This is a genomic window from Photobacterium atrarenae (assembly GCF_024380015.1).
Lineage (GTDB): Bacteria > Pseudomonadota > Gammaproteobacteria > Enterobacterales > Vibrionaceae > Photobacterium > Photobacterium atrarenae.
The window spans coordinates 666,455-692,757 of the sequence record NZ_CP101509.1 but is presented as its reverse complement, the minus strand read 5'-3'; the positions used below and the strand labels follow the sequence as shown (position 1 = coordinate 692,757).

Genomic DNA, 26,303 nt, shown 5'->3' with positions numbered 1-26,303 from the left:
ATCAAGTTATTATGGTAGACCACGATCAAGAGTCAGACATTCTGGAACGTCTCAATGCTTCCCCGACCGTACGAGGATTCTTTATCACTTCGGTCGACGTGTTTGATGAAGCGGTCGACCGGTTGATCCAGCGGATTTTCCGCAAGGACGACTTTGCCGTGAAATCTGTGGTCGAACCGTTGCTGTGCCAGTCCGGCCCGCTTGGGGAGTTGAACGTCCGGCTCAAATTGTTGTTCGGCCTGGGGGTGATTGCCGATGCGCCGTATCATGACATTGAAGCGGTAATGAAGCTGCGGGATTTCCTCAATAACGAGGGCAAGGAATACAGTTTTACCGACCCGGCCATTTCAGAATCGATTAAAAAACTGAGCGCAGTGCAGGCGATGGGTGTTGTCCAGCTGGAAATTGCCCCGCCGACCGATGATGCCGACCTCAGCTTCTATCAAATGCAACTGGCTCGCCAGGAGCAGATCATCAAATCTGCGCTGGCGCTGGCCGTGGCCGGGATCTGCGGCGAGCTGGATAAAGAGAGCCCGTTCTGAGCCCTCGCGCAAGCCTCATCAACGTCTCACCAAGGTCTCACCCAAATACCAGGCAGCACCCCCGAAGTGTTCTTCTGATCTTATACCTGCATCTCCAGCTCGCCTTGTTTGTTGCCGCTTTACCGCTGTTCTTTTGTTTACACGGTTTTTGATACTTCGAACCGCTCGATCAGCTGGTTGAGCTGATGGATGGTATTTTTCAGCAGCGTGGTGCGCCGCCCGAGCTGCTGGGAAGCCACTTCGAGGGTCTGCGTGCTGGCATGTGCCCGGTTGGCGGTACTGGTATGGGTCTGGCTGTTGCTGGCAATATGATTGATATTGTCGAACATCGCGGCCACTGCCTGCTGGAGTTTGTGGCTGCGCTGGCCGTCATCAAACCGGATCGCATTCTGCTCGACGTTTTTCATTCCTTGCTCCATGAAGTTCACGGCTGTTTCCGATTCCTGACGCAGCTTATTCATGATGCTGCCGATGTGATTGGCAGCCTGCGAAGTACGGGTGGCCAGATTGCGCACTTCATCGGCCACCACTGAAAATCCCCGGCCATGCTCTCCGGCACGCGCCGCTTCGATGGCCGCATTGAGCGCCAGCAGGTTGGTCTGGTCGGTTATTTCGGCGATCAATTTGACGATATCGTCGATTTCCTTCATCTGGCTGTTCACATCGTTGACGCTCCGGGCCGAGGCCTGAACAATTTCCTTGATCCGGTTGATGTTACGCACCGCCTGCTCGTACTCCTGCTGGGCATTGCTGACCGTGTTTTGCATCTCCTGCTGCATGGTGGTGGCGGCGACACTGGCATTGGCAATGTCCTGCTGCTGGGTTTCGGCCAGCGAGAGCATGGCATCAATGGCATCAGCGGTTTCCCGGCTCGACACATCGACACTGTCGCAGCGCCGGAGCATGGACTCACTCACTTGCTGTACCTCGTGGGACGCCTGGATCATGTCGCGCATGATCCCGTCCAGGTTGTCGATAAAGCTGTTGATCCAGCGGCCCATGTCCCCGGTTTCATCCGGGGTGAACTGTCGGGTATCCAGGCGCTGTTTGAGGTTGCCGTTGCCTTCGGCAATGGTCTGGATCACCGTCGACATCCGCGCCAGTTTACGGGCGACCGGCGCAGCAGCCAGTCGGGTAAAGCTGAAACTGCTCAACACGATGGTCAGCAGGGTGAGCAATGCTTGTTGCAACGGTGTCAGGGCCAGCCAGTGGGTCAGCAGCAGCGGGGTGAGCAGGGAGAAGATCAGCGCCAGGGTATATTGCTTGCTGAGGGTAAAGGCCAGGGAGCGATGGCGATAGACTTCTTCTAAGTCGGCTTCGCACATCATGCCCCAGCGATCCGGCGAGCCTTTGAGCTGAAACGTCACCCCTTTGCCTATCACCGGAATATGGCGGTAATCCGAGTAGCCGGGATAGTCGATATACAGGTTGCTGCCGTTGGCAATGGTTTCGCGCACCCCGGGGTGGAGCTCACGGGTGGCCGGATCGGTAAAGCGGATTTCAAATTCGGTGTGGTGCCGGATTTTAACTGCCCCCCATTTTGTATGGATGCCGGATTTGAGGTTCTCGCCGTGGGAAAAAGTGTCATCTTCAAAACGGGAGCGCGAGAGTGCCGTACCGGGCAGGATGTCGGGATTGAGCTGAGAGTCGACCATAAAAATGTAGTTGTCGCCGGACTCGCTGTAGATGTGCCCGGCTTCTCGCTGGATCAGATCGCCCATCACATCGTTGGGGACCCGACCGCACAAACAGCCGATCACCTGGTGGTCGACAATGAGCGGTTGGTAAAACATCAGGGTCACGGCATCATGAAAGACTGAGCTGGACGGGCCGATGGCCTCGGTGGCCGGATCCGGATAGGGGCCGTGCAGCAACGGCGCCGTGAGTCCTCTTGTTAGGATCGCTGGCTGGGCATGCCGGGTATTACGATGGGGGCGATAACTGGAGAAGGGGATTTCACCGTTTTCGCGAACGATAAAGAGTTCGGAAAAATCACTGTTACGCGCCAGCAGGCGGCTGAGCACGTCATTTTTCTCATGATCAGGCTTGGTGGCGACATACAAGGCGGCATTGTCGAGAAAATCCCATTGGGTATTGACCCAGGATTGCAGGATCTGAACCCGGTTGTTGGCTACGCTTTCAAAGGTCTGCGCCAGGAGGGAACGTCGCGAGCGGTTGAGCCAGCAGGCTTTGCGCATGGCCAATTTGCCGGTTGCGCCCCAGACAGGCAGCCAGTGTTTTTCTTTATCCGATAGATTCATGTGTTCATCCTTGAGTCAATCTTGCCGCTTTGGTGATGCGGTTTCGCCAAAGTGGTGGCCTTATTGATAAGTTTGCAATAAGTAACCGTTAGCAAGCTTGGTGCCAGCGGGATGATGGTGAAAAGTTCTGTAAAAACGGGGGATTAGACGGTGTAAAGGCGTGGTTTGATAACTTGAGCGTCCTGAAAATCCGGAATCAATCTCATATTGGCAATGAGGTTGCACTATTGTGGTGCTGAGGCGCTATTTTTGGGCAATGAGCCGTGGGGCGAATATAAAGGAGAAAGCATCATCCGCCTTTTTGCAGGCGGATGATTGAAGCAAAAATAAATATTTGCTTATTCCGCTGGCAGTTCAGCGTTGTGGTAGACGTTCTGGACGTCGTCACAGTCGTTCAGCGCATCGAGGAATTTCTCGAATGCGGCGACATCGTCACCTTCGACCGGGGTCATGGTTTGCGGGACGAAAGAGATCTCTTCGACGTCCAGCTTCACATCCGGCATGGTGGCAGCCAGCGCGTTTTTTACTTTGAAGAATTCAGTATGTGGCGCGAAAACCGTGATCACACCCTCTTCACACTCGATATCAGACACATCTACGTCTTCCATCATCAAGTTTTCCAGCACGGTCTCTTCATCGTCTCCGGCAAACTGGAACACCGCCTGATGATCGAACATGTGGCCAACGGCGCCTGGTGCACCAATTTTCGCGCCATTTTTCACGAAGCACTGACGCACATCCATATAGGTGCGGTTGTTATTGTCGGTCAGACAGTCAACGATCACCATAGTGTTGCCCGGACCGAAACCTTCATAGCGCGCAGTTGCAAAGTCTTCACCGCCGCCGCCTTTCGCCTTGTCGATCGCTTTGTCGATCACGTGGCCTGGAACCTGATCTTTTTTCGCTTTTTCGATCAGACGACGTAATGACAGGTTGCTGTCAGGGTCAATGCCGCCATTCTTCGCACAGACATAAATTTCTTTACCGTACTTGGAATAGACTTTGATTTTAGCGCCCTGGGTTTTTGCCATTGACAATTTGCGGACTTCAAAACTGCGTCCCATAGGAATCACTCTCTCTTGATATTTGGGATTTTGTTGAAAGCAGATATTACCAGTTTGTCGGTAAAGATGGCTAGCAGGTTTTCCATCCGGCGGCACGGGCGGGGCGGGTGACCTAGAATTCAGGCGCTCACGTTCGCGAAGTATGCACCAGAATGGGGCGAGCGCCTGTACGACATCTGATCCCTCCTGAGCGCTAAATCTTTAATCGTTTGGGCTCAATATATTATGTGATCTCCCTTCCATTTGTGATCATCGCTACAGATATAACAATTAATAGGTATTCACCTTAAAAATGAATTGCCTCTGAGTGATTATGAACTAGTGTTGTATGCATAAGTTGACGTAGTTGTCAGTTTTCGTGGATAGGGATGCTCACAGCCCCTCAGTCATTTCCCCTGTGTTGGCGTTTGAACATGTTGCAGGCGTTCTCACAACGAAGGAATGGGTACGTACATCTCTATCCGGCGTGTTTTTCGGGAGGTTCCGGTGCTCCGTGTAATGACGTGTAATACAACAGCACCCGCCGACATGATAGAAACGCCATTCAAGCGAGGAAAAGGTCAATAAGTTGGGATTGGTTGGTGTAGTCGCAAGAGAAAATCGATCATCAAGCCTTAACTCAGTTATTTGCGAATATGTATGAATGCGCGGTTCAGTCGATGGTGTTGGCCGGGCCGTCGCCGGAAGTTCTAACCGGCAGAGCTTGGTGCAACAGCCAGCTGTTTAATGGGTTGCCTTTCAAAATTACGTAGTTGATACATTCAATGTGCATGAGAGGACTCGTTCATCGCAGCACTGTTTGAATGCGGTTTATGAAAAATGAATGGGGCCTCAAAAGCGAGCCGGAGGATGAGCTTGCTTGAGGTCATGGTTGGTTAACAGCATGAGTCTGCAGGCGCGAATAAACGCAGACCTATTTTATCGAAAACGATAGAAATTATTCTTGATCCGAAAATGTTCGACAAGTCTGTTTCATCGGGTTCACGTCAGAAACGGTAAAAAGTTCACGGATGATATTGTGACGAGGTATGAAGGGTTAGTTGGTATGAAAAATAAAATGGTGTGTGAGGCTGATCTGTTAACTTCGGGGGCAAGGTACCATCCTCCTTCATTGATGGGGTTTTCCAATTATCACAAAGTGACCAAGTTGGCACTGTTTATGTCGGCTATGTTCAGCGCTGATTCCTTGGCTTCAAGCAGTAAGTTTACTTTCTTAGTGGTCGATGGTAACAACACTCAGACACTGACGACCACCATAGACACAGTGACGCTCGCCGCTACGCAATCCAATGGCAATACGCTTACCGTTTCGTCGGGCTTTATGGACGCGGGTGTGTCGAGCAACGGCGATACCTGGACGATCAGCTTTGACAAGGCGATTGCCATTACCCAGTTTGATATTGGCGAGTTTGCTAACCAAAGTGCCGGTACTTATGTGTTTACCCCCAATAGCGGCACCCCGGTCAGTATTGTGACAAACCATCCAGACTTAAGCGATTTTATTGCAACCCTGACCCCCTCAGACTGGACCTCTGTGACCTCCGTGGTCATGAGCTATGACCACCCTACCGATGGTTCCCGGGTCGGCATTGATAATATCGTCTTTACTATTGCGGCCTCAGATACAACAGCGCCGACCTTCGATGGGGGCAACTCCACGCCTAATGACAATGCAACCGATGTGGCGCTGGGCAACAACATAGTCATCGACTTCGATGAAGATATTGCACTGGGAAGTGGCAATATCACCATACGCAACGTGACCGACAGCAATGACTTTGAAGTATTTGATGTTGCAAGTGAAAGCGATGGCACAACAACATCACCAGGCGCAGGCCGCGTCAGTATTACCAACGATAAAGTGTATCTTAATCCCACCAATAACCTTTCGGGCAACCGTACTTATGCAATTCGCATAGATGCGAGCGCTGTTGACGACAGCGCAGGCAACAGCTTTGCCGGGATCAGCGACGATAACACCTTCAACTTTATTACGGTTAGTACTGCGCCGGATGCGCCATCTACACCGGATTTGGATGCTGCCTCGGATACCGGTATATCAAATATCGATAATGTCACCAACGATACAACACTAACGTTGAGTGGGACTGCTGAGAGTGGCTCGACTGTTACTTTATATAGTGATCAAGTCGGCGGGGGAGCCGATGTTATTGGTACGGGTACCGCAACCGATGGAAATTGGCAAATCACGACCAGCACACTTGCGGCTGGTGTGACGCACGCAATCACAGCAAAAGCGGCTTCTGATAGCAACAACGTAAGCCCGGCATCCAGTGCGCTGAGTGTCACCATTGACACAATAGTGCCATCCGACGTGACCATCACCACCCCCATCGAAGGGGACGGCCGGGTTAATGCCGCCGAAGACAATCACGTCCTGATCGCAGGTTCAGGCGCGGAGGCGGGCAACCCTGTGACGGTGTCCATCACGGACAATAACAATACCACCACCCGCACGGTGACGGCGGATACGGGCGGCAACTGGACCCTCAGCGGCAGCGAAATCGACGTCAGCGGCTTTAATAACGGCACTTTGACAGTGTCGGCGACGCAGACCGATACCGCGGGCAACACCTCCACGGCGGCCACCCAGAGTATCACCCTGGACAATGCCGCGCCGTCGGCACTCACCATCACCACCCCGATTGAGGGGGATGGTGTGGTTAATGCCGCCGAAGACAATCACGTCCTGATCGCAGGTTCAGGCGCGGAGGCGGGCAACAGCGTGACGGTGTCCATCACGGACAATAACAATACCACCACCCGTACCGTCACCGCGGATACGGGCGGCAACTGGACCCTCAGCGGCAGCGAAATCGACGTCAGCGGCTTCAATAACGGCACTGTGACGGTGTCGGCGACGCAGACCGATACCGCGGGCAACACCTCCACGGCGGCCATCCAGAGTATCACCCTGGACAATGCCGCACCGTCGGCACTCACCATCACCACCCCGATTGAGGGGGATGGTGTGGTTAATGCCGCCGAAGACAATCACGTCCTGATCGCAGGTACCGGTGCAGAGGCGGGTAATAGTGTCACCGTCACCATTCACGATGGTGCCAACAGCCAGAGCCGTACCGTGACTGCCGACGGCAGTGGTAACTGGACCATCAGCGGCAGCGAGTTTGACGTCAGTAGCTTTAACAACGGCACGCTAACCGTGTCAGCCAGCCAGAGCGATGCGGCGGGTAATACCTCGAGTGCTGCCAGCACCACCATTACGCTGGATAACACGGCGCCATCAGCTCCGTCGATCACCACGCCGATTGAGGGGGATGGCCGGGTCAATGCCGCCGAAGATAACGATGTCTTAATCGCGGGTACCGGTGCAGAGGCGGGTAATAGTGTCACCGTCACCATTCACGATGGTGCCAACAGCCAGAGCCGTACCGTGACCGCCGACGGCAGCGGTAACTGGACCATCAGCGGCAGCGAGTTTGACGTCAGCAGCTTTAACAACGGTACATTAACCGTGTCAGCCAGTCAGAGCGATGCGGCAGGCAACACCTCGAGTGCTGCCAGCACCACCATTACCCTGGATAACACGGCGCCAAGCGCTCCGAGTATCACTACGCCGATTGAGGGGGATGGCCGGGTCAATGCCGCCGAAGATAACGATGTCTTAATCGCGGGTACCGGTGCAGAGGCGGGTAATAGTGTCACCGTGACCATTCACGATGGTGCCAACAGCCAGAGCCGTACCGTGACTGCCGACGGCAGTGGTAACTGGACCATCAGCGGCAGCGAGTTTAACGTCAGTAGCTTTAACAACGGCACGCTAACCGTGTCAGCCAGTCAGAGCGATGCGGCAGGCAACACCTCGAGTGCTGCCAGCACCACTATTACGCTGGATAACACGGCGCCATCAGCTCCGTCGATCACCACGCCGATTGAGGGGGATGGCCGGGTCAATGCCGCCGAAGATAACGATGTCTTAATCGCGGGTACCGGTGCAGAGGCGGGTAATAGTGTCACCGTCACCATTCACGATGGTGCCAACAGCCAGAGCCGTACCGTGACTGCCGACGGCAGCGGTAACTGGACCATCAGCGGCAGCGAGTTTGACGTCAGCAGCTTTAACAACGGTACATTAACCGTGTCAGCCAGTCAGAGCGATGCGGCAGGCAACACCTCGAGTGCTGCCAGCACCACCATTACCCTGGATAACACGGCGCCAAGCGCTCCGAGTATCACTACGCCGATTGAGGGGGATGGCCGGGTCAATGCCGCCGAAGATAACGATGTCTTAATCGCGGGTACCGGTGCAGAGGCGGGTAATAGTGTCACCGTCACCATTCACGATGGTGCCAACAGCCAGAGCCGTACCGTGACTGCCGACGGCAGTGGTAACTGGACCATCAGCGGCAGCGAGTTTGACGTCAGCAGCTTTAACAACGGCACGCTAACCGTGTCAGCCAGTCAGAGCGATGCGGCGGGTAATACCTCGAGTGCTGCCAGCACCACCATTACCCTGGATAACACGGCGCCAAGCGCCCCGAGTATCACTACGCCGATTGAGGGGGATGGCCGGGTCAATGCCGCCGAAGATAACGATGTCTTAATCGCGGGTACCGGTGCAGAGGCGGGTAATAGTGTCACCGTCACCATTCACGATGGTGCCAACAGCCAGAGCCGTACCGTGACTGCCGACGGCAGTGGTAACTGGACCATCAGCGGCAGCGAGTTTAACGTCAGTAGCTTTAACAACGGCACATTGACGGTGAGCGCATCACAAAGCGATACAGCGGGTAACACCTCCACCGCAGCCACCCAAACCATTACCCTGGATAACGCGGCACCGTCAGCAGTGACCATCACCACACCGATTGAAACCGATGGCATTGTAAATGCGGCGGAAGATAACGATGTGCTCATCGCCGGTTCGGGTGCCGAGTCGGGCAACAGTGTGACGGTGACCATCACGGACAACAACAGCTCAGTGAGTCGTACTGTGACCGCCGATAGCACCGGTCACTGGACGCTGAGCGGCAGTGAGCTGGATGTTAGCGGGCTGAACAATGGCACGCTCACCGTGTCGGCGACCCAAGCGGATACGGCGGGTAACACGTCCACCGCAGCCACGCAAACCATTACGCTGGACAATGCCGCACCGTCTGCGGTGACCATCACCACGCCGATTGAAGGCGATGGTCGAGTGAACGCAGCAGAAGACAACGATGTACTCATCGCCGGTTCGGGTGCCGAGTCGGGCAACAATGTGACGGTGACCATCACGGACAACAACAGCTCAGTGAGTCGTACTGTGACTGCAGACAGCTCAGGCAACTGGACGCTGAGCGGCAGTGAGCTGGATGTCAGTGGCCTGAACAATGGCACGCTTACGGTGTCTGCGACCCAAGCGGATACGGCAGGTAATACGTCCACCGCAGCCACCCAGACCATTACCCTGGATAATGCCGCACCATCTGCGGTGACCATCACCACACCGATTGAAGGCGATGGTCGAGTGAACGCAGCAGAAGACAACGATGTACTCATTGCCGGTTCCGGCGCTGAGTCAGGTAACAGTGTCACTGTGACCATCACGGACAACAACAGCTCGGTGAGCCGCACCGTGACCGCCGATAGCACCGGTCACTGGACGCTGAGCGGCAGTGAGCTGGATGTCAGCGGCCTGAACAATGGCACGCTTACGGTGTCTGCGACCCAAGCGGATACGGCAGGTAATACGTCCACCGCAGCCACCCAGACTATTACCCTGGATAATGCCGCACCATCTGCGGTGACCATCACCACACCGATTGAGACTGACGGTGTTGTCAATGCGGCCGAAGACAACGATGTGCTCATCGCCGGTTCCGGTGCGGAAGCGGGCAATAGCGTGACGGTGTCCATCACGGACAACAACAGCTCTGTGAGCCGCACTGTGACCGCGGACAGCTCAGGTAACTGGACGCTGAGCGGCAGCGAGCTGGATGTCAGCGGCCTGAACAACGGCACCCTCACGGTGTCGGCGACCCAAGCGGATACGGCGGGTAATACCTCCACCGCAGCCACCCAGACCATTACCCTGGATAATGCAGCACCATCGGCACTCACTATCACCACCCCCATCGAAGGGGACGGCCGGGTTAATGCGGCGGAAGACAACGACGTGCTGATCGCAGGCTCCGGCGCCGAAGCGGGCAACAGTGTGACCGTGACCATCACGGACAACAACAGCTCGGTGAGTCGCACCGTGACCGCGGACAGCTCTGGTAACTGGACGCTGAGCGGCAGTGAGCTGGATGTTAGCGGGCTGAACAATGGCACGCTCACCGTGTCGGCGACCCAAGCGGATACGGCGGGTAACACGTCCACCGCAGCCACGCAAACCATTACGCTGGACAATGCCGCACCGTCTGCGGTGACCATCACCACGCCGATAGAAACCGACGGCCTGGTCAATGCGGCGGAAGACAACGACGTGCTGATCGCCGGCTCTGGTGCAGAGGCGGGCAACAGTGTCACCGTGACCATCACGGACAACAACAGCTCGGTGAGTCGCACCGTGACCGCGGACAGCTCTGGTAACTGGACGCTGAGCGGCAGCGAGCTGGATGTCAGTGGCCTGAACAATGGCACGCTCACGGTGTCTGCTACGCAAGCGGATACGGCAGGTAATACGTCCACCGCAGCCACCCAGACCATTACCCTGGATAATGCCGCACCATCTGCGGTCACCATCACTACACCCATTGAAACCGATGGCATTGTGAATGCGGCGGAAGACAACGACGTACTCATTGCGGGCTCCGGTGCGGAAGCCGGCAACAGTGTGACCGTGACCATCACAGACAACAACAGCTCGGTGAGCCGTACCGTGACCGCCGACAACTCAGGCAACTGGACGCTGAGCGGCAGTGAGCTGGATGTCAGTGGACTGAATAATGGCACCCTGACGGTGTCGGCCACCCAAGCGGATACAGCGGGTAACACCTCCACCGCAGCCACCCAAACCATTACCCTGGATAACGCGGCACCGTCAGCAGTGACCATCACCACACCGATTGAAACCGATGGCATTGTAAATGCGGCGGAAGACAACGACGTGCTGATCGCCGGTTCCGGTGCCGAAGCGGGCAACAGTGTGACCGTGACCATCACGGACAACAACAGCTCCGTGAGCCGTACCGTAACGGCCGATAATTCCGGTAACTGGACGCTGAGCGGCAGTGAGCTGGATGTCAGCGGGCTGAACAATGGCACCCTGACCGTGTCGGCAACCCAGGCGGATACGGCGGGTAACACCTCTACCGCAGCCACCCAAACCATTACGCTGGACAATGCCGCGCCGTCTGCGGTGACCATCACCACGCCGATTGAGACCGACGGGATTGTCAATGCCGCCGAAGACAACGACGTGCTGATCGCCGGTTCCGGTGCCGAAGCGGGTAACAGTGTGACTGTGACCATCACGGATAACAACAGCTCGGTGAGTCGCACCGTGACGGCCGATAACTCCGGTAACTGGACGCTGAGCGGCAGTGAACTGGATGTCAGCGGGCTGAACAATGGCACGTTGACCGTGTCGGCAACCCAGGCGGATACGGCGGGTAACACCTCTACCGCAGCCACCCAAACCATTACGCTGGACAATGCCGCACCTTCAGCGGTGACCATCACCACACCGATTGAGACCGACGGCCTGGTCAATGCCGCCGAAGACAACGACGTGCTGATCGCCGGCTCTGGCGCTGAGTCAGGTAACAGTGTCACTGTGACCATCACGGATAACAATTCATCAGTCAGCCGTACCGTGACCGCCGACAGCTCAGGTAACTGGACGCTGAGCGGCAGTGAACTGGATGTCAGCGGGCTGAACAATGGCACGCTCACGGTGTCTGCTACGCAAGCGGATACGGCGGGCAATACCTCTACGGCTGCGACGCAAACCATTACCCTGGACAATGCCGCGCCTTCTGCGGTGACCATCACCACGCCGATAGAAACCGATGGCATTGTTAACGCGGCCGAAGACAATGATGTGCTCATTGCGGGATCCGGTGCGGAGTCGGGCAACAGCGTGACGGTGACCATCACGGATAACAACAGCTCGGTGAGCCGTACGGTGACCGCCGATAACTCTGGCAACTGGACGCTAAGCGGCAGTGAACTGGACGTCAGTGGCCTGAACAATGGCACGCTCACGGTGTCTGCTACGCAAGCGGATACGGCGGGCAATACCTCTACGGCTGCGACGCAAACCATTACCCTGGACAATGCCGCGCCTTCTGCGGTGACCATCACCACGCCGATAGAAACCGATGGCATTGTTAACGCGGCCGAAGACAATGATGTGCTCATTGCGGGATCCGGTGCGGAGTCGGGCAACAGCGTGACGGTGACCATCACGGACAACAACAGCTCGGTGAGTCGCACTGTGACCGCCGATAATTCCGGTAACTGGGCGCTCAGCGGCAGCGAGCTGGATGTCAGTGGACTGAATAATGGCACCCTGACGGTGTCGGCCACCCAAGCGGATACAGCGGGTAACACCTCGACCGCAGCGACTCAGACGATTACCCTGGATAACGCGGCACCGTCAGCAGTGGCCATCACCACACCGATTGAAACCGATGGCATTGTAAATGCGGCGGAAGATAACGATGTGCTGATCGCCGGTTTGGGTGCCGAGTCGGGCAATAGTGTGACGGTGACCATCACGGACAACAACAGCTCAGTGAGTCGTACGGTGACCGCCGATAACTCTGGCAACTGGACGCTGAGCGGCAGTGAACTGGACGTCAGTGGCCTGAACAATGGCACCCTGACGGTGTCTGCGACGCAAGCGGACACCGCCGGAAATACCTCTACCGCAGCGACGCAAACCATTACTCTGGATAACGCGGCACCTTCGGCGCTGACCATCACCACCCCGATTGAAACCGATGGTATTGTCAGTGCGGCGGAAGATAACGATGTGCTGATCGCAGGTTCGGGTGCGGAAGCGGGCAATAGCGTGACTGTGACCATCACAGACAATAACAGCTCGGTGAGCCGTACGGTGACCGCCGATAACTCTGGCAACTGGACGCTGAGCGGCAGTGAACTGGACGTCAGTGGCCTGAACAATGGCACGCTTACGGTGTCTGCGACGCAAGCGGACACCGCCGGAAATACCTCTACCGCAGCGACGCAAACCATTACTCTGGATAACGCGGCACCTTCGGCGCTGACCATCACCACCCCGATTGAAACCGATGGTATCGTCAGTGCGGCGGAAGATAACGATGTGCTGATTGCAGGTTCGGGTGCGGAAGCGGGCAATAGCGTGACTGTGACCATCACAGACAATAACAGCTCGGTGAGCCGTACGGTGACCGCCGATAACTCTGGCAACTGGACGCTAAGCGGCAGTGAACTGGACGTCAGTGGCCTGAACAATGGCACGCTTACGGTGTCTGCGACCCAAGCGGATACCGCAGGCAACACCTCCACCGCAGCCAGCTCAACTGTTACCTTAGATAACATTTTGCCATCCGTTATGCTGATGAGCAGTAAGTCCAGCCTGAAAGCGGGCGAGACCGCGACGCTGACCTTCACCCTGAACGAATCCAGCAGTGACTTTGCGGCTGAAGATGTCACCGTTGTGGGCGGGACGCTGAGTGAGTTCACTGGCAGCGGCACGGCTTATACAGCCACCTTTACCCCGGCTGAAGATCGCAGTGAGCCGGCGACGCTGGATATCGCAGCAGATGTGTTCACCGATGCGGCGGGCAACAGCAACACTGCGGCAATCCAGCTGAGTATCACCCTGGATACCGCGCTGCCGAGTGTGACCATCGCCAGTGACAAGTCCAGCCTGAAAGCAGGCGAGACCGCAACGCTGACCTTCACCCTGAACGAAACCAGCAGCGATTTTGCTGAAGGTGACGTGACGGTTGTCGGCGGTTCGTTGAGCAACTTCGCAGGCAGCGGCACGGCGTATACGGCCACCTTTACCCCGGATGAAGATCGCAGTGAACCGGCGACGCTGGATATCGCAGCGGGTACCTTCACCGATGCGGCGGGTAACAGCAACACTGCGGCCACCCAGCTGAGTATCATTTTGGATACCGCGCTGCCGAGCGTGACCATCACCAGTGACAAGACCAGCCTGAAAGCTGGCGAGACCGCGACGCTGACCTTCACCCTGAGCGAAACCAGCAGCGATTTTGCTGAAGGTGACGTGACGGTTGTTGGCGGTTCGTTGAGCAACTTCGCAGGCAGCGGCACGGCGTATACGGCCACTTTTACCCCGGATGAAGATCGCAGTGAGCCGGCGACGCTGGATATCGCAGCGGGTACCTTCACCGATGCGGCGGGTAACAGCAACACCGCGGCCACCCAACTGAGTGTCACCCTGGATACCGTGCTGCCGAGCGTGACCATCGCCAGTGACAAGTCCAGCCTGAAAGCAGGCGAGACCGCAACGCTGACCTTCACCCTGAACGAAGCCAGCAGTGATTTTGCTGAAGGTGACGTGACGGTTGTTGGCGGGACGCTGAGCAACTTCGCAGGCAGCGGCACGGCGTATACGGCGACGTTTACCCCGGATGAAGATCGCAGTGAGCCGGCGATGCTGGATATCGCAGCGGGTACCTTCACCGATGCGGCGGGCAATAGCAACACCGCGGCCACCCAGCTGAGTATCACCCTGGATACCGCGCTGCCGAGTGTGACCATCACCAGTGACAAGACCAGCCTGAAAGCGGGTGAGACCGCGACGCTGACCTTCACCCTGAATGAGGCCAGCAGCGATTTCGCGGCTGAGGATGTGACGGTCGTGGGCGGGACGCTGAGTGAGTTCGCAGGCAGCGGCACGGCGTATACGGCGACGTTTACCCCGGATGAAGATCGCAGTGAGCCGGCGACGCTGGATATCGCAGCGGGTACCTTCACCGATGCGGCGGGCAACAGCAATACTGCGGCAATCCAGCTGAGTATCACCCTGGATACCGCGCTGCCGAGTGTGACCATCACCAGTGACAAGACCAGCCTGAAAGCGGGTGAGACCGCGACGCTGACCTTCACCCTGAACGAAGCCAGCAGCGATTTCGCGGCTGAGGATGTGACGGTCGTGGGCGGGACGCTGAGTGAGTTCGCAGGCAGCGGCACCGCGTATATGGCCACCTTTACCCCGGATGAAGATCGCAGTGAGCCGGCGACGCTGGATATCGCAGCAGATGTGTTCACCGATGCGGCGGGCAACAGCAACACCGCGGCCACCCAGTTGAATATCACCCTGGATACCGCGCTGCCGAGTGTGACCATCACCAGTGACAAGACCAGCCTGAAAGCGGGTGAGATCGCGACGCTGACCTTCACCCTGAACGAAGCAAGCAGCGATTTTGCGGTTGAAGATGTCACCGTTGTGGGCGGGACGCTGAGTGAGTTCGCAGGCAGCGGCACGGCGTATACGGCGACGTTTACCCCGGATGAAGATCGCAGTGAGCCGGCGACGCTGGATATCGCAGCAGATGTGTTCACCGATGCGGCGGGCAACAGCAACACCGCGGCAACCCAGCTATCCCTGAATGTGGATACCGTTCTGCCGAGTGGCCACAGCGTGGTCATTGATCAGGCGCTGATTAACCGCGAGAACGAGACTGCGCTGAGCTTTACCCTATCTGGTCTGGAAAGCGAAGGTTCGTTGACATATCAAATCAGCGACGGGACGGACAGTGTGTCCAGCACGGCACCAGTTGCCATTGATGCCGAGAGTCAGCAAGTAACGGGCATTGATGTCAGCAGTTTGGCTGAGGGTACGCTGACGCTGTCTGTGGTGATTTCAGATGAAGCGGGGAATTCCGCTGATAGTATTTCAGCGACGGTTGAGAAGAAATATAACGTCGCGCCTGAATTGTCCGGTACGCCTGCAACCACGGTCAATGAGGATGCAGCGTATAGCTTTACGCCGACCCTGACCGACTCGGATGAAGACGATACTCACACCTTCAGCATTGAGAATAAACCGGATTGGGCTGAGTTTGATACGGAGACAGGCATGCTCGCCGGTACGCCGGCCGATGAAGATGTTGGTCATTACAGTGAGATTCAAATCAAAGTCTCTGACGGGACGGATGAAGATACGCTGGACAGTTTCAGTATTGAGGTGGTCAACACCAATGATGCGCCGGTCGGGCAGGACTTCAGCTTTACCCTGGATGAAGCCGCGACGCTGACGGTTGCCGTGGATCAAGGCTTGCTCAGCAATGCGACGGATGATGACACCGACAGTGGCGATACCTTCTCGGTGTCCGTGGTGACGGATCCGCAGTATGGCCAGCTGAGCCTCAACGAGGACGGCAGCTTTAGCTACCAGCATGACGGCAGTGAAAACCACGGTGACAGCTTTACCTTCCAGGTCGTTGATGCCGCCAGTGCAAGGTCGGAGACGCATACTGTGACCCTGACGATGACTGCAGTGGCGGATGCGCCGGTCACGGTCAATGACACGGCGACAACCAGCGAGGATGCTGCCGTTATCATCAAGCTGCTGGACAATGATTATGATCCGGAAGGTGACATGGTGGCATCTTCTGCAGCCGTGGTTGCTGAGCCGACCAGGGGTCAAGTGGCGATTGCTAATGGGGTCGCGACTTACACGCCGAATACCAACGAACATGGCCAGGATAGCTTCACTTATACGGTGAAAGATGCTGCACTCAATACGTCGGCAGAAGCGACGGTGACCGTGACGATCACGGCGGTGAACGATCTGCCGGTTGCAGGCAACCTAAGTGCCTCGGTGGATGAGGATAATGCTACTGATGCCCTTGCGGTGCGTGAGGCTGCCAGTGATATTGAAGACGGCAAGCCAAGCGGTGACATCACGATTGAGGCGGAGCCTGCCATCGGTAGTGTGGTCATCGATCAGGCAGCCGGTACCTTGGTGTATACACCAAACCTCAACGAAGTCGGCACCGATACCTTTACCTACACCATTACTGATAGCGAAGGCGGTGTTTCTGAGCCGGCTACGGTGACGGTGAATATCGGGGCGGTGAACGACCGGCCGATCGCCGGGAATGACAGTGTGACCACTGACGAGGATGTAGCGGCTACGCTGGCGATCCTGACCAACGACTCGGATATCGAAGATCAGAGTTTCACCAAAGCGAATATCACTCTGGAAGATCAAGGCGATGGTGCGGGAAGCTATGCCAAAGCTGAGGTCAGTATTCGGGACGATGGCAGTCTGGCGATCACCCCGCGTTTGAACGAGAACGGCACCTTCAGCTTTACCTATACCCTGACCGATAGCGAAGGGTTGCAGTCTGAGCCTGCGACCGTGACGGTGACTTTGACTCCGGTCAATGATGCGCCGGTGGCGGAAGACAATACGGCGGAGCTGCAGGAAGAAGGCTCGTTTGAAGTCAACGTATTGGGGAATGATACCGATGTCGATGACAATGATAGTTTTGACCTGGCGAGTGTGACGGTTGTGAGTGCACCGGCCAACGGTCAGGTTCAGGTGACATCGGAAGGGGCGATTGTCTATACCGCCAATGAAAACTACTTCGGTGAGGACAGCTTCACTTATACCGTGAAGGATGCCGCGGGTGCGGTCTCGAATGAGGCCACCGTGACCATGACCGTGACCCCGGTCAACGATGCGCCAGTGGCGATTGCCCAAACACAGTCGCTTGACGAGGACACGACGCTGGCACTTACCCTGAGCGGGACGGACATTGAAGACGATGCCCTGGTGTTCAGCATTACTGAAAGCACCCGCAACGGTGAGCTTGAGCAGTTAGGCGAGAATAGCTGGCGGTATACCCCGAACGCCAACTTTAGCGGTGCAGACAGCTTCAAGTTCAAAGTCAATGACGGCGAGCTGGACTCCGCGCCGGTGGCAGTCACGCTGACGGTCAACCCGGTCAACGATGCCCCAAATGTCCAGAGCCTGTCGGTCAGCGGCGAGGAAGACACGGACCTGACGATTACCCTTGTGGGCAGCGATGTTGAAGATTCGCCATTGACGTATCAGTTGGTTACGCCACCGGAGAACGGTAGTGTATTGCTGTCGGGCAATGAAGTGACCTATCAACCGGATGCTAACTTCTTCGGTCAGGACAGCCTGACCTACATTGCCAACGACGGTGAGCTGGATTCGGCGCCGGCTACGGTCACCATCGACATTGTAGGAGTCAATGACGCGCCGACGATCAGCGGTACACCGATGACCTCGGTCGACGAAGATACCGCTTATCAGTTTGTTCCTGTTGTGAGTGACAACGATACTGCCGATACGCTGAGCTTCAGTATCACCAACAAACCGAGCTGGGCCAGCTTTGACAACACAACAGGGATGCTAAGCGGCATACCGGGCAATGGCGATGTTGGCATCACCAATAACATTGTTATTTCGGTGTCCGACGGCACGGAAACGGCCTCGCTGCCAGGCTTCAGCTTGACGGTAAACAATGTCAACGATGCACCGGTGATCAGTGGCAATCCGGCCACGGAAGTCGACGAAGATATGGCTTATTACTACAAGCCGCAAGTGACGGATGTCGATAGTACGTCGCTGACCTTCAGCATCACCAACAAACCAAGTTGGGCCAGCTTTGATGAAACCAGCGGGGCGCTGAGCGGGACACCGGATAACAGCCATGTCGGGACTACCCGCGGGATTGTGATTTCGGTTTCTGATGGTTTGGCGAGTGCGTCACTGCCTGCCTTTAACCTGACGGTGAAAAACGTCAATGATGCGCCGGTGGGTGAGTCGTTGACCGTCAATCTGGATGAGGACAACAGCGCGACGATCACGCCGGCGGTATCGGATGCAGATCAGGATAGCCTGACCCGGAAAGTGATATCGGAGCCATCCCATGGCGTGTTGGCGACGACGCAGACTGGTTGGACGTATACCCCAACGGTGAACTTCAACGGCATCGATACCTTCCAGTATCAGGTCAATGACGGCCAGGTGTCATCAGCGTCGTACACCGTGACCCTGAATGTGGCAGCTGTGAACGACGCGCCGGTTGCGGTGGATGATCGGTTCGCTTTGACCGCGAATGGTCAAACGACTTACACCCTGGACGTGCTGAGTAACGACAGCGATGTTGACGAGGATACATTGCAGCTTGATTGGGTCAGACCAACGGCTGGGCAGGCCAGTATGCAAGATGGCAAAATCCTGTTTACAACCACGCAAATCGGTACGGTAACCGTGCAATACGGCATTGTTGATGGTCATGGTGGTAAAGCTACTGCCAAAGCGCAAGTCACCATTGAGAGCGGTAAGCTGGATGCGCCGACCATCACGGCACCAGCCGATGTAGAAGTGAATGCAACGGCGCTGTCAACGAAAGTAGATCTGGGAACGGCTGTTGCGCAGGACAGTACCGGGAAGCCGTTGCCGGTTTCTCTGGTTGATAACCGGACCTTCTTCCGCCCGGGCGTCAATACCGTGTACTGGCAGACCGAGGACTCACAGGGTAACACTGCTGAAGTAAGTCAGACGGTGATTGTCCATCCGCTGGTGAGCATCGATAAAGATGGGGAGACCACGGAAGACACGTCCCATACGGTGAAGGTCCACCTTAATGGCCCGGCACCGTCGTATCCGGTCACGATCCCATATACGGTGTCCGGCACCAGTGATGGCGATGATCATGATTTGGTTGATGGCGAAGTGGTGATCAATTCTGGCGCCGTCGGGGAAATTACCTTCAAAGTGAACGCTGATGCAATCCCAGAAGGGACTGAAACCCTTACCATTACGCTGGATAGCGACCTGAACCTGGGCAGCAAATCCCAGTACATGCTGACGATTCATGAGCAGAATGTAGCCCCGAAAGTCACGGTGCAGGTGACACAGGGTGACGAAAAGCGCAGCAAGGTCGAAAACAGCGACCAAGTGGTGACGGTGACTGCCAAGGTGACCGACCCGAATGCCGGGGACAGCCATACCTTTGTATGGGTTGCTGGTAATGACCTGTTGAAGACAGCTATTGCCGGCCAGGAGCATGAATCGATACTGAGCTTCTCGCCAGCTGAGCTGGGCTCGGCGATCTATCACCTGCAGCTCACGGTGACGGATAACGGTCAGGCGCCGCTGTCGGTGAAAGAGGATGTCTATCTTGAGGTCGTGGAAGCCCTGGCCGTCCTGGGCGATGAAGATAGTGATGGTGACCTGATCCCGGATAACCAGGAAGGCCATACCGATAGTGACAACGACGGGATCCCGGATTATCAGGATGCTATTAGTGACTGTAACGTGATCCAGGAAACAGTAGCGGATTCGTCGAGCTATCTGGTTGAAGGGGATCCGGGTGTTTGTCTGCGCAAAGGGGTAACACTGGCGGGCAATGAAACCGGCGGGACACAGCTGCTGGAGGATGAAGTGACGACCCAACTGGGTGAGGATGAAGCCGCGGATAACATTGGCGGGATCTTTGACTTCGTTGCCTCAGGCTTGCCGCAGGCCGGACAAAGTTATCGCGTGGTCTTCCCGCAGCGGCGTCCGATCCCGGCTGATGCCGTGTACCGTAAATACAAGGAAGGCCTGGGCTGGGTCGACTTTGTTCAGGATGACAACAATGCATTGGCCTCTGCGCAAGGTGAAGCCGGGTACTGTCCACCTCCGGGAGACAACAGCTGGACACCAGGGCTGACCGAGGGTCACTGGTGTGTGCAGCTGACCATTCAGGATGGTGGTCCGAATGATGACGATGGTGTCGCCAATGGCAGCGTGGTCGATCCGGGCGGTGTTGCGGTGAAAGCAACGACGAACACGATGCCGAAAGCACAGGGCGATGCGGTGTCTGTCAGCCGCAACGGCCATATCATGATTGATGTGCTGGCCAATGACAGTGATGCCGATGGTCATCCGTTGACGGTCACCAATGCCACCGCTGATTTCGGTTCCGTAGATGTGGTCAATAACTGGCTTAGCTATACCGCCAAAGATCAGTTCTATGGCGTCGCGACCATCAGCTACAGCATCTCTGATAACAACGGCGGAACCGACTTTGCCGACGTGACCGTGAAAGTTGTCAACAGCCAGACACCGGTTGCGGTGGATGATGTTGTGGCAACGGATGATCGGACGCCGCTGGTCATCCGGCCACTGAGTAACGACAGTGATCCGGATGGTGATGTGCTCACCGTGGTTTCGGCGGTTGCGCAGAGCGGCACGGTGACGATTAACAGCGACCAGACTTTGTCTTACACCCCGAAAGTCGGTTTTGAAGGAGAGGACAAGATCACCTACGTCATTCGTGATACGAACGGGCTGGAGGATACCGGGGTGGTCACGGTGAAAACCAGTCTGACTCAAAGTGTGGTGGTCGAGAATGAGGCCGGTGGCCACACGGGCGGGTTGACGCTGGCGCTGCTGACCTTGCTGGGCTTTGCCCGCCGGGTCGGCAAACGCGGATGGCTTGCCTTGCTGGCGCTGCTGAGCTTCAACAGTCAGGCCGCGTGGTTTATGGAGACGGATCTTGGCTTTAGCAACGCGCACAAACGTGATGCGGTGAAAGCAGAACATGTCATTGAGACCGAGGATACGGACTTCTACTGGTCTGTTGGTGCGGGCTATGCGTTCAATGAGCAGTGGATGTTGACGGCGCGATACGTCGATATGGGCGAAGGCAGTGCGACGATTGATGCGATGTCTGCAACGCCGCAGGCCTATCACCAGCAAGTTGCAGAGGTGACACCGGTCCTGGCGGACGGGTTTGGAATGGACGTTGGTTATGCTTTCTGGCAACAGGAAGCATGGCGGGCCGAAGTGAGCCTGGGCGGCTTGTATTGGGATGTTGACTTCGAGAGCCGCTACCAGGGCGAGACGATCAAGTCTGACAGTGACGGGTTCGATCTCTATGCCGGTGCTGAAATCGGTTATGCCCTGACTGAGCAGTGGACACTTGGGCTTAATGCGACCCGGTATTTTATTGAGCCGAATGACGTGGATACCCTGGCCCTGAAGCTCACCTATCACTTCGGTACCGGGGAGGACTCAGAATAGCCGTGGTTGGATGCAATCTGAGCGAGAGAGGTAAGGGTTGATGATGCTTTAGGCGTTTGAACAAAAATGTTGTGAGAACGGCTTTACAACCCTCAGCCACCACCGTATGATGCACGCCACTTACGGAGAGATGGCTGAGTGGTTGAAAGCACCGGTCTTGAAAACCGGCATACGTTTGTAGCGTATCTAGGGTTCAAATCCCTATCTCTCCGCCATGTTCGAAACCCCAGCCACAGTGCTGGGGTTTTTCGTTTTTGGTGAATTGGCAAAGAAAGAGATAGGGTGAAGAACCCTAGCGGGGCGGACGGCGAGTCTTCAGCCGAGCGAAGCGAGACAACGTTGCCAGCCGGGGACGAATTCGTCTTGCCGGTGTTGGAATGGACACCGAGGATAGAGCAGTGATGACGCACTTAGTCGCTGCGGATTGACCGAGAGAGCAAGTGTGTCACATATCATATGTGCTGATTGCCGATGCGGTGAGACGACAGCAATATGCTGGTTTCCGAGGTAGAAATACCGTTAATCTCTCTGATCCGGCCCAGCACACCGTCAAATTCTTCCAGCGAGCGTGCTTGCAACTCCAATACCATATCCCAACGCCCGTTCGTTGAGTGAATGGCGCACACGCAGGGCTCACTCATCAGCTCTGTTCGTACCTTTCTGGACGCATCCCCTTCCAGATCAATGCTCATTAACGCCCTGACCATCGCGAGTTGTTCATTGGCACCACTTGAAACCAGCGCGGTATAGCCATTGATGATTCCCCGCTTCTCCAGCCGACTCATACGGTTCTGAATGGTGGCACGGGAAACGCCAACGGCCTTTGCTAACCAGGCCACGGGCTGGCGAGCATTCATTCTCAGGTGACCTATCAGCTGGCGGTCTATGTGGTCGATAGAATCCATGTATCTTCCTTTTTCTTCCTGAATATATCAAACTGGTATAAAAGGTTATCATAATGATAAATGAATTATCAATCTGGCTACATTTTGTATCTATTATTTAGCATTGTCACCCACGATAATGACGTCATCAAAAACGTACTTGTTGTGAGGAAAGGATGACTCGATTTATTGATGTTGATTGCCTTAGCCGGCATGTAGGTTCTGTAGGTGCCGATAAGTTCATGGAAAAACTAGTGACGTTTATCGAGCAGGACTTCCTTCGCTGGAAAGATTTTGACAAATCCGCCAGATTGGCAGCTCACAGCGACATCGGCGTAATTGAGCTGATGCCAGTTGCAGATGCTCAGCAATATTCTTTCAAATATGTGAATGGTCATCCAGCCAACACCGAGAAAGGTATGCTGACGGTCATGGCATTTGGTGTGCTGGCTGATGTCGATACCGGTTATCCGGTTCTGCTTTCCGAGCTGACGCTGACCACGGCCCTGCGCACAGCCGCCACCTCGGTGATGGTCGCAAAAAAACTGGCCAGAAAAAACTCCCGTACCATGGCCCTGATTGGCAATGGCTCCCAAAGCGAGTTTCAGGCGTTGGCTTTCCATAAACTGCTGGGGATCGAAGAAATACGCTGCTTTGACGTTGATCCGCTGGCAAGTGAAAAACTCAAGCGTAACCTTCGTAAAGTGGAAGGTCTGACCATCACCATCTGTGATTCGGCGAAAGAAGCGGTCAAGAATGTTGATATCATCACGACTGTTACCGCAGACAAACGTTTAGCGACCATTTTGACCCCGGACATGGTGGCACCCGGGGTGCATATCAACGCTGTGGGGGGAGACTGCCCCGGAAAAACCGAGCTTCACATGGATGTTCTGACACAAGGCAGAATTTTTGTTGAGTTTGAGCCTCAAAGCCGTATTGAGGGTGATATTCAGCAACTGCCGGCTGAGTATCAGGTGACCGAGTTTTGGGAAGTACTGAGTGGTACTAAGCCAGGAAGAACGTCCGATGAGGAAATTACAATCTTTGATTCGGTCGGTTTTGCATTAGAAGATTACTCAGCGCTGCGTTTGCTACTTGATATTTCTCAACAAAACAATTTGGGTGAGTTAATCGATTTGGTTCCGCAACCAGATAACTCAAAAGATCTTTATGCATTGTTATATCAGGATGAGAACGCTGAATTAATGCAGGCTATCTAAGAAAAATAAAGCATTTTAAGCTGGTCACGAAAACTTAAGTCAGCTTTGACCTCACTATTAGATATTAAGTACAAGTGGGCCCTGGGATTATTCCTTGGGTCCATTTAACTTTATTATTAATTAACGATCTCATCAGATAAATTTATAAAATCTTAAGAACGCATATCTCAAGAAAATAATATCGGTGCTGTTTTTTTAACGAAAACAAGACAGCTTCTAAATGTTGTGTAATAATCCTGTTTGTTCACATGGATTTAACTATTTTAACAATTTGATTCAATTGTTTGTGAAATTTATACTCAATAATTAAGAGTAAGAGGGATTATGAACAACGATACTCCAAAAATACCCTTCACCATGGCAATTCTGCCGATCATCCTGATGGTCGGTGCCATGCTGGTAACCATTGTCATATTTGAAGGTAGCCCACATATACCTCTTGTATTTGGCACCATGACCGCAGCGCTGGTCGCCTGGATTCATGGCTATAAGTGGCAGCACATAGAAGATAGTATCTATAGTGGCATCAAACTGGCTCTCCCCGCCGTCGTAATTATCCTGCTGGTTGGTATTGCCATTGGCGCTTGGATTGGTGGTGGCGTTGTCGCCAGCATGATTTACTACGGGTTGCAAATACTTTCTCCATCTCTGTTTCTTGTTTCCATTACTCTGATCTGTGCCGTAGTGTCTATTGCCATCGGTAGTTCGTGGTCCACCATGGGCACCATCGGTGTGGCTGGCATGGGTATTGGTATCAGCATGGGTATCCCCGCCCCCATGGTTGCCGGTGCCGTGATATCCGGTGCCTATTTTGGGGACAAGATGTCTCCCCTGTCCGATACCACCAACCTGGCCGCGGGACTAACCGGTACCGATCTTTTTGAGCATATTAAACATATGCTCTACACCACCGTACCCGGACTGCTGATCGCCTTAACCGTATACTGGTACCTGGGTCAGAGCTTCTCTGCCGGCGACGCCGAGTTTGAACAAATCAGCACGACTATGGCCATATTGCGGGACAACTTTGTCATTTCTCCCTGGCTATTGTTGATCCCAGTCTTCGTGATTTTTCTGGTCACCCGGAAGGTACCAGCTCTGCCGGCCTTATTCGCGGGTATTTTGCTGGGTTTTCTGAGCCAGATTTTCATTCAGGGTGGCTCTGTGGCGGAAGCGGTGAAAGCACTGCAAACCGGCTTCAGCATTGACACCGGTAACGACATGGTCGACGGTCTGTTCAATCGGGGCGGCTTGGAGTCCATGATGTATACGGTCTCCATGACTATTGTCGCTATGACTCTGGGAGGGATACTGGAAAACACCGGTATGCTGAAATCTATCGTTGAAAAAATAATCAGCTCGTCCAAGTCGGCAAAAAGCCTGATCCCGACCACCATTTCTTCCTGCTTCCTGACCAACGCAAGCTGTTCGGAGCAGTATATCTCTGTCGTCGTGCCCGCCAGAATGTTTGCCAGTACTTATCAGGAAAAGGGACTGCACTCTAAGAATCTGTCCCGGGCACTGGAAGATGGCGGGACCCTGACTTCCGTCTTTATTCCTTGGAATACCTGCGGCGTCTTTATTCTGGCAACTCTTGGGGTTGGTGCCGTTGAGTACGCTCCCTATGCAATACTCAACTTTGTGGTTCCCATGATCTCCATCATCTTTGCGTTGACCGGTTTTTCCATCGTTAAGCTGCAAAATACCAATGACGAAACGCATAGTCACATTGAAGAACACGATGGTGTTGATCCGCAAAGGCAACAAACTAATATCTGACACTGATAGCTACACCAGATAAATAATAGTTTTCTTTAGGTCATAAAATTGATGAGCAATTCATGGAATGGATTGCTCATCTTATTTTTATGTATCCACGGCGTAATTATTATCTCTTGTTGGCATGACAGGAATAGCATATTGCTTAAACGTCCAAGAATTGTCTGGGATCAGGACAAGCTATTACACAATGCAGCTTACCCAGGTTGAGCGTATAAGCATTCATTTCCTACTCGCCCCCTCCTTTATAATCAGCCAGCAGTACCTTCTGTAAACAGCGACTATGCATTGCTGCAATTTTCTATTTAGGTCAGCCGTCATTTGGGCTTCGCTGTGACCTCGGGTACACGGAGCAAGACGAGGCTTTTCGTGCTGGCAGTTATCTTAAACTAATAGACATACTTGTTTGCTGCCGTTTTCAGGCGCTTGATTGCAAGATCCCATGATAATTTCTAACTTGTTTCTCTGGCAGGATAAAGCTTCCTGTTGATGGATGGTCAAGGTTGTAATGTGGCGATGATGGCATAGGTTACGGGAGGGATTCGCAGTAGACCAAATGAA

The 26,303-nt window shown here is 54.8% G+C and carries 7 protein-coding genes and 1 tRNA gene; 5 read left to right on the top strand and 3 right to left on the bottom strand.

The features are described from left to right. Positions 1–11: 11 nt before the first annotated feature. A complete protein-coding gene (locus NNL38_RS19185) occupies positions 12–542 on the top strand; it encodes an MltR family transcriptional regulator (RefSeq protein WP_255392047.1) in 531 nt (176 codons plus the stop codon). Positions 543–679: 137 nt separating this feature from the next. Here NNL38_RS19185 and NNL38_RS19180 read toward each other — a convergent pair whose 3' ends face one another. Both NNL38_RS19180 and NNL38_RS19175 read right to left on the bottom strand, forming a co-directional pair. Continuing rightward, positions 680–2,803, bottom strand: a complete 2,124-nt coding sequence (locus NNL38_RS19180) for a methyl-accepting chemotaxis protein (protein ID WP_255392046.1) — start codon at positions 2,801–2,803, stop codon at positions 680–682. Between the two features lie 338 nt (positions 2,804–3,141). Then, positions 3,142–3,867 (bottom strand): YebC/PmpR family DNA-binding transcriptional regulator, encoded by a 726-nt coding sequence (locus tag NNL38_RS19175; protein ID WP_255392045.1) that lies wholly within the window; start codon positions 3,865–3,867, stop codon positions 3,142–3,144. A 1,045-nt stretch (positions 3,868–4,912) separates the two neighbouring features. Between NNL38_RS19175 and NNL38_RS19170 the strand changes: the two genes are divergently transcribed. After that, a complete protein-coding gene (locus NNL38_RS19170; RefSeq protein ID WP_255392044.1) occupies positions 4,913–21,856 on the top strand; it encodes an Ig-like domain-containing protein in 16,944 nt (5,647 codons plus the stop codon). A gap of 124 nt (positions 21,857–21,980) precedes the next feature. Next, positions 21,981–22,071, top strand: a tRNA-Ser gene (locus NNL38_RS19165). A gap of 237 nt (positions 22,072–22,308) precedes the next feature. Here NNL38_RS19165 and NNL38_RS19160 read toward each other — a convergent pair. Next, entirely contained in the window at positions 22,309–22,761 is a 453-nt protein-coding gene (locus NNL38_RS19160) for an Lrp/AsnC family transcriptional regulator (protein ID WP_255392043.1), read from the bottom strand. 155 nt (positions 22,762–22,916) lie between these two features. Here NNL38_RS19160 and ocd point away from each other — a divergent pair, with 155 nt between their 5' ends. Both ocd and nhaC read left to right on the top strand, forming a co-directional pair. Next, positions 22,917–23,963: an ornithine cyclodeaminase gene (gene ocd / locus NNL38_RS19155; protein ID WP_255392042.1), complete on the top strand. Its 1,047-nt coding sequence runs from the start codon at positions 22,917–22,919 to the stop codon at positions 23,961–23,963. Positions 23,964–24,287: 324 nt separating this feature from the next. After that, positions 24,288–25,742 (top strand): Na+/H+ antiporter NhaC, encoded by a 1,455-nt coding sequence (gene nhaC / locus NNL38_RS19150; RefSeq protein WP_255392041.1) that lies wholly within the window; start codon positions 24,288–24,290, stop codon positions 25,740–25,742. Positions 25,743–26,303: the final 561 nt, after the last annotated feature.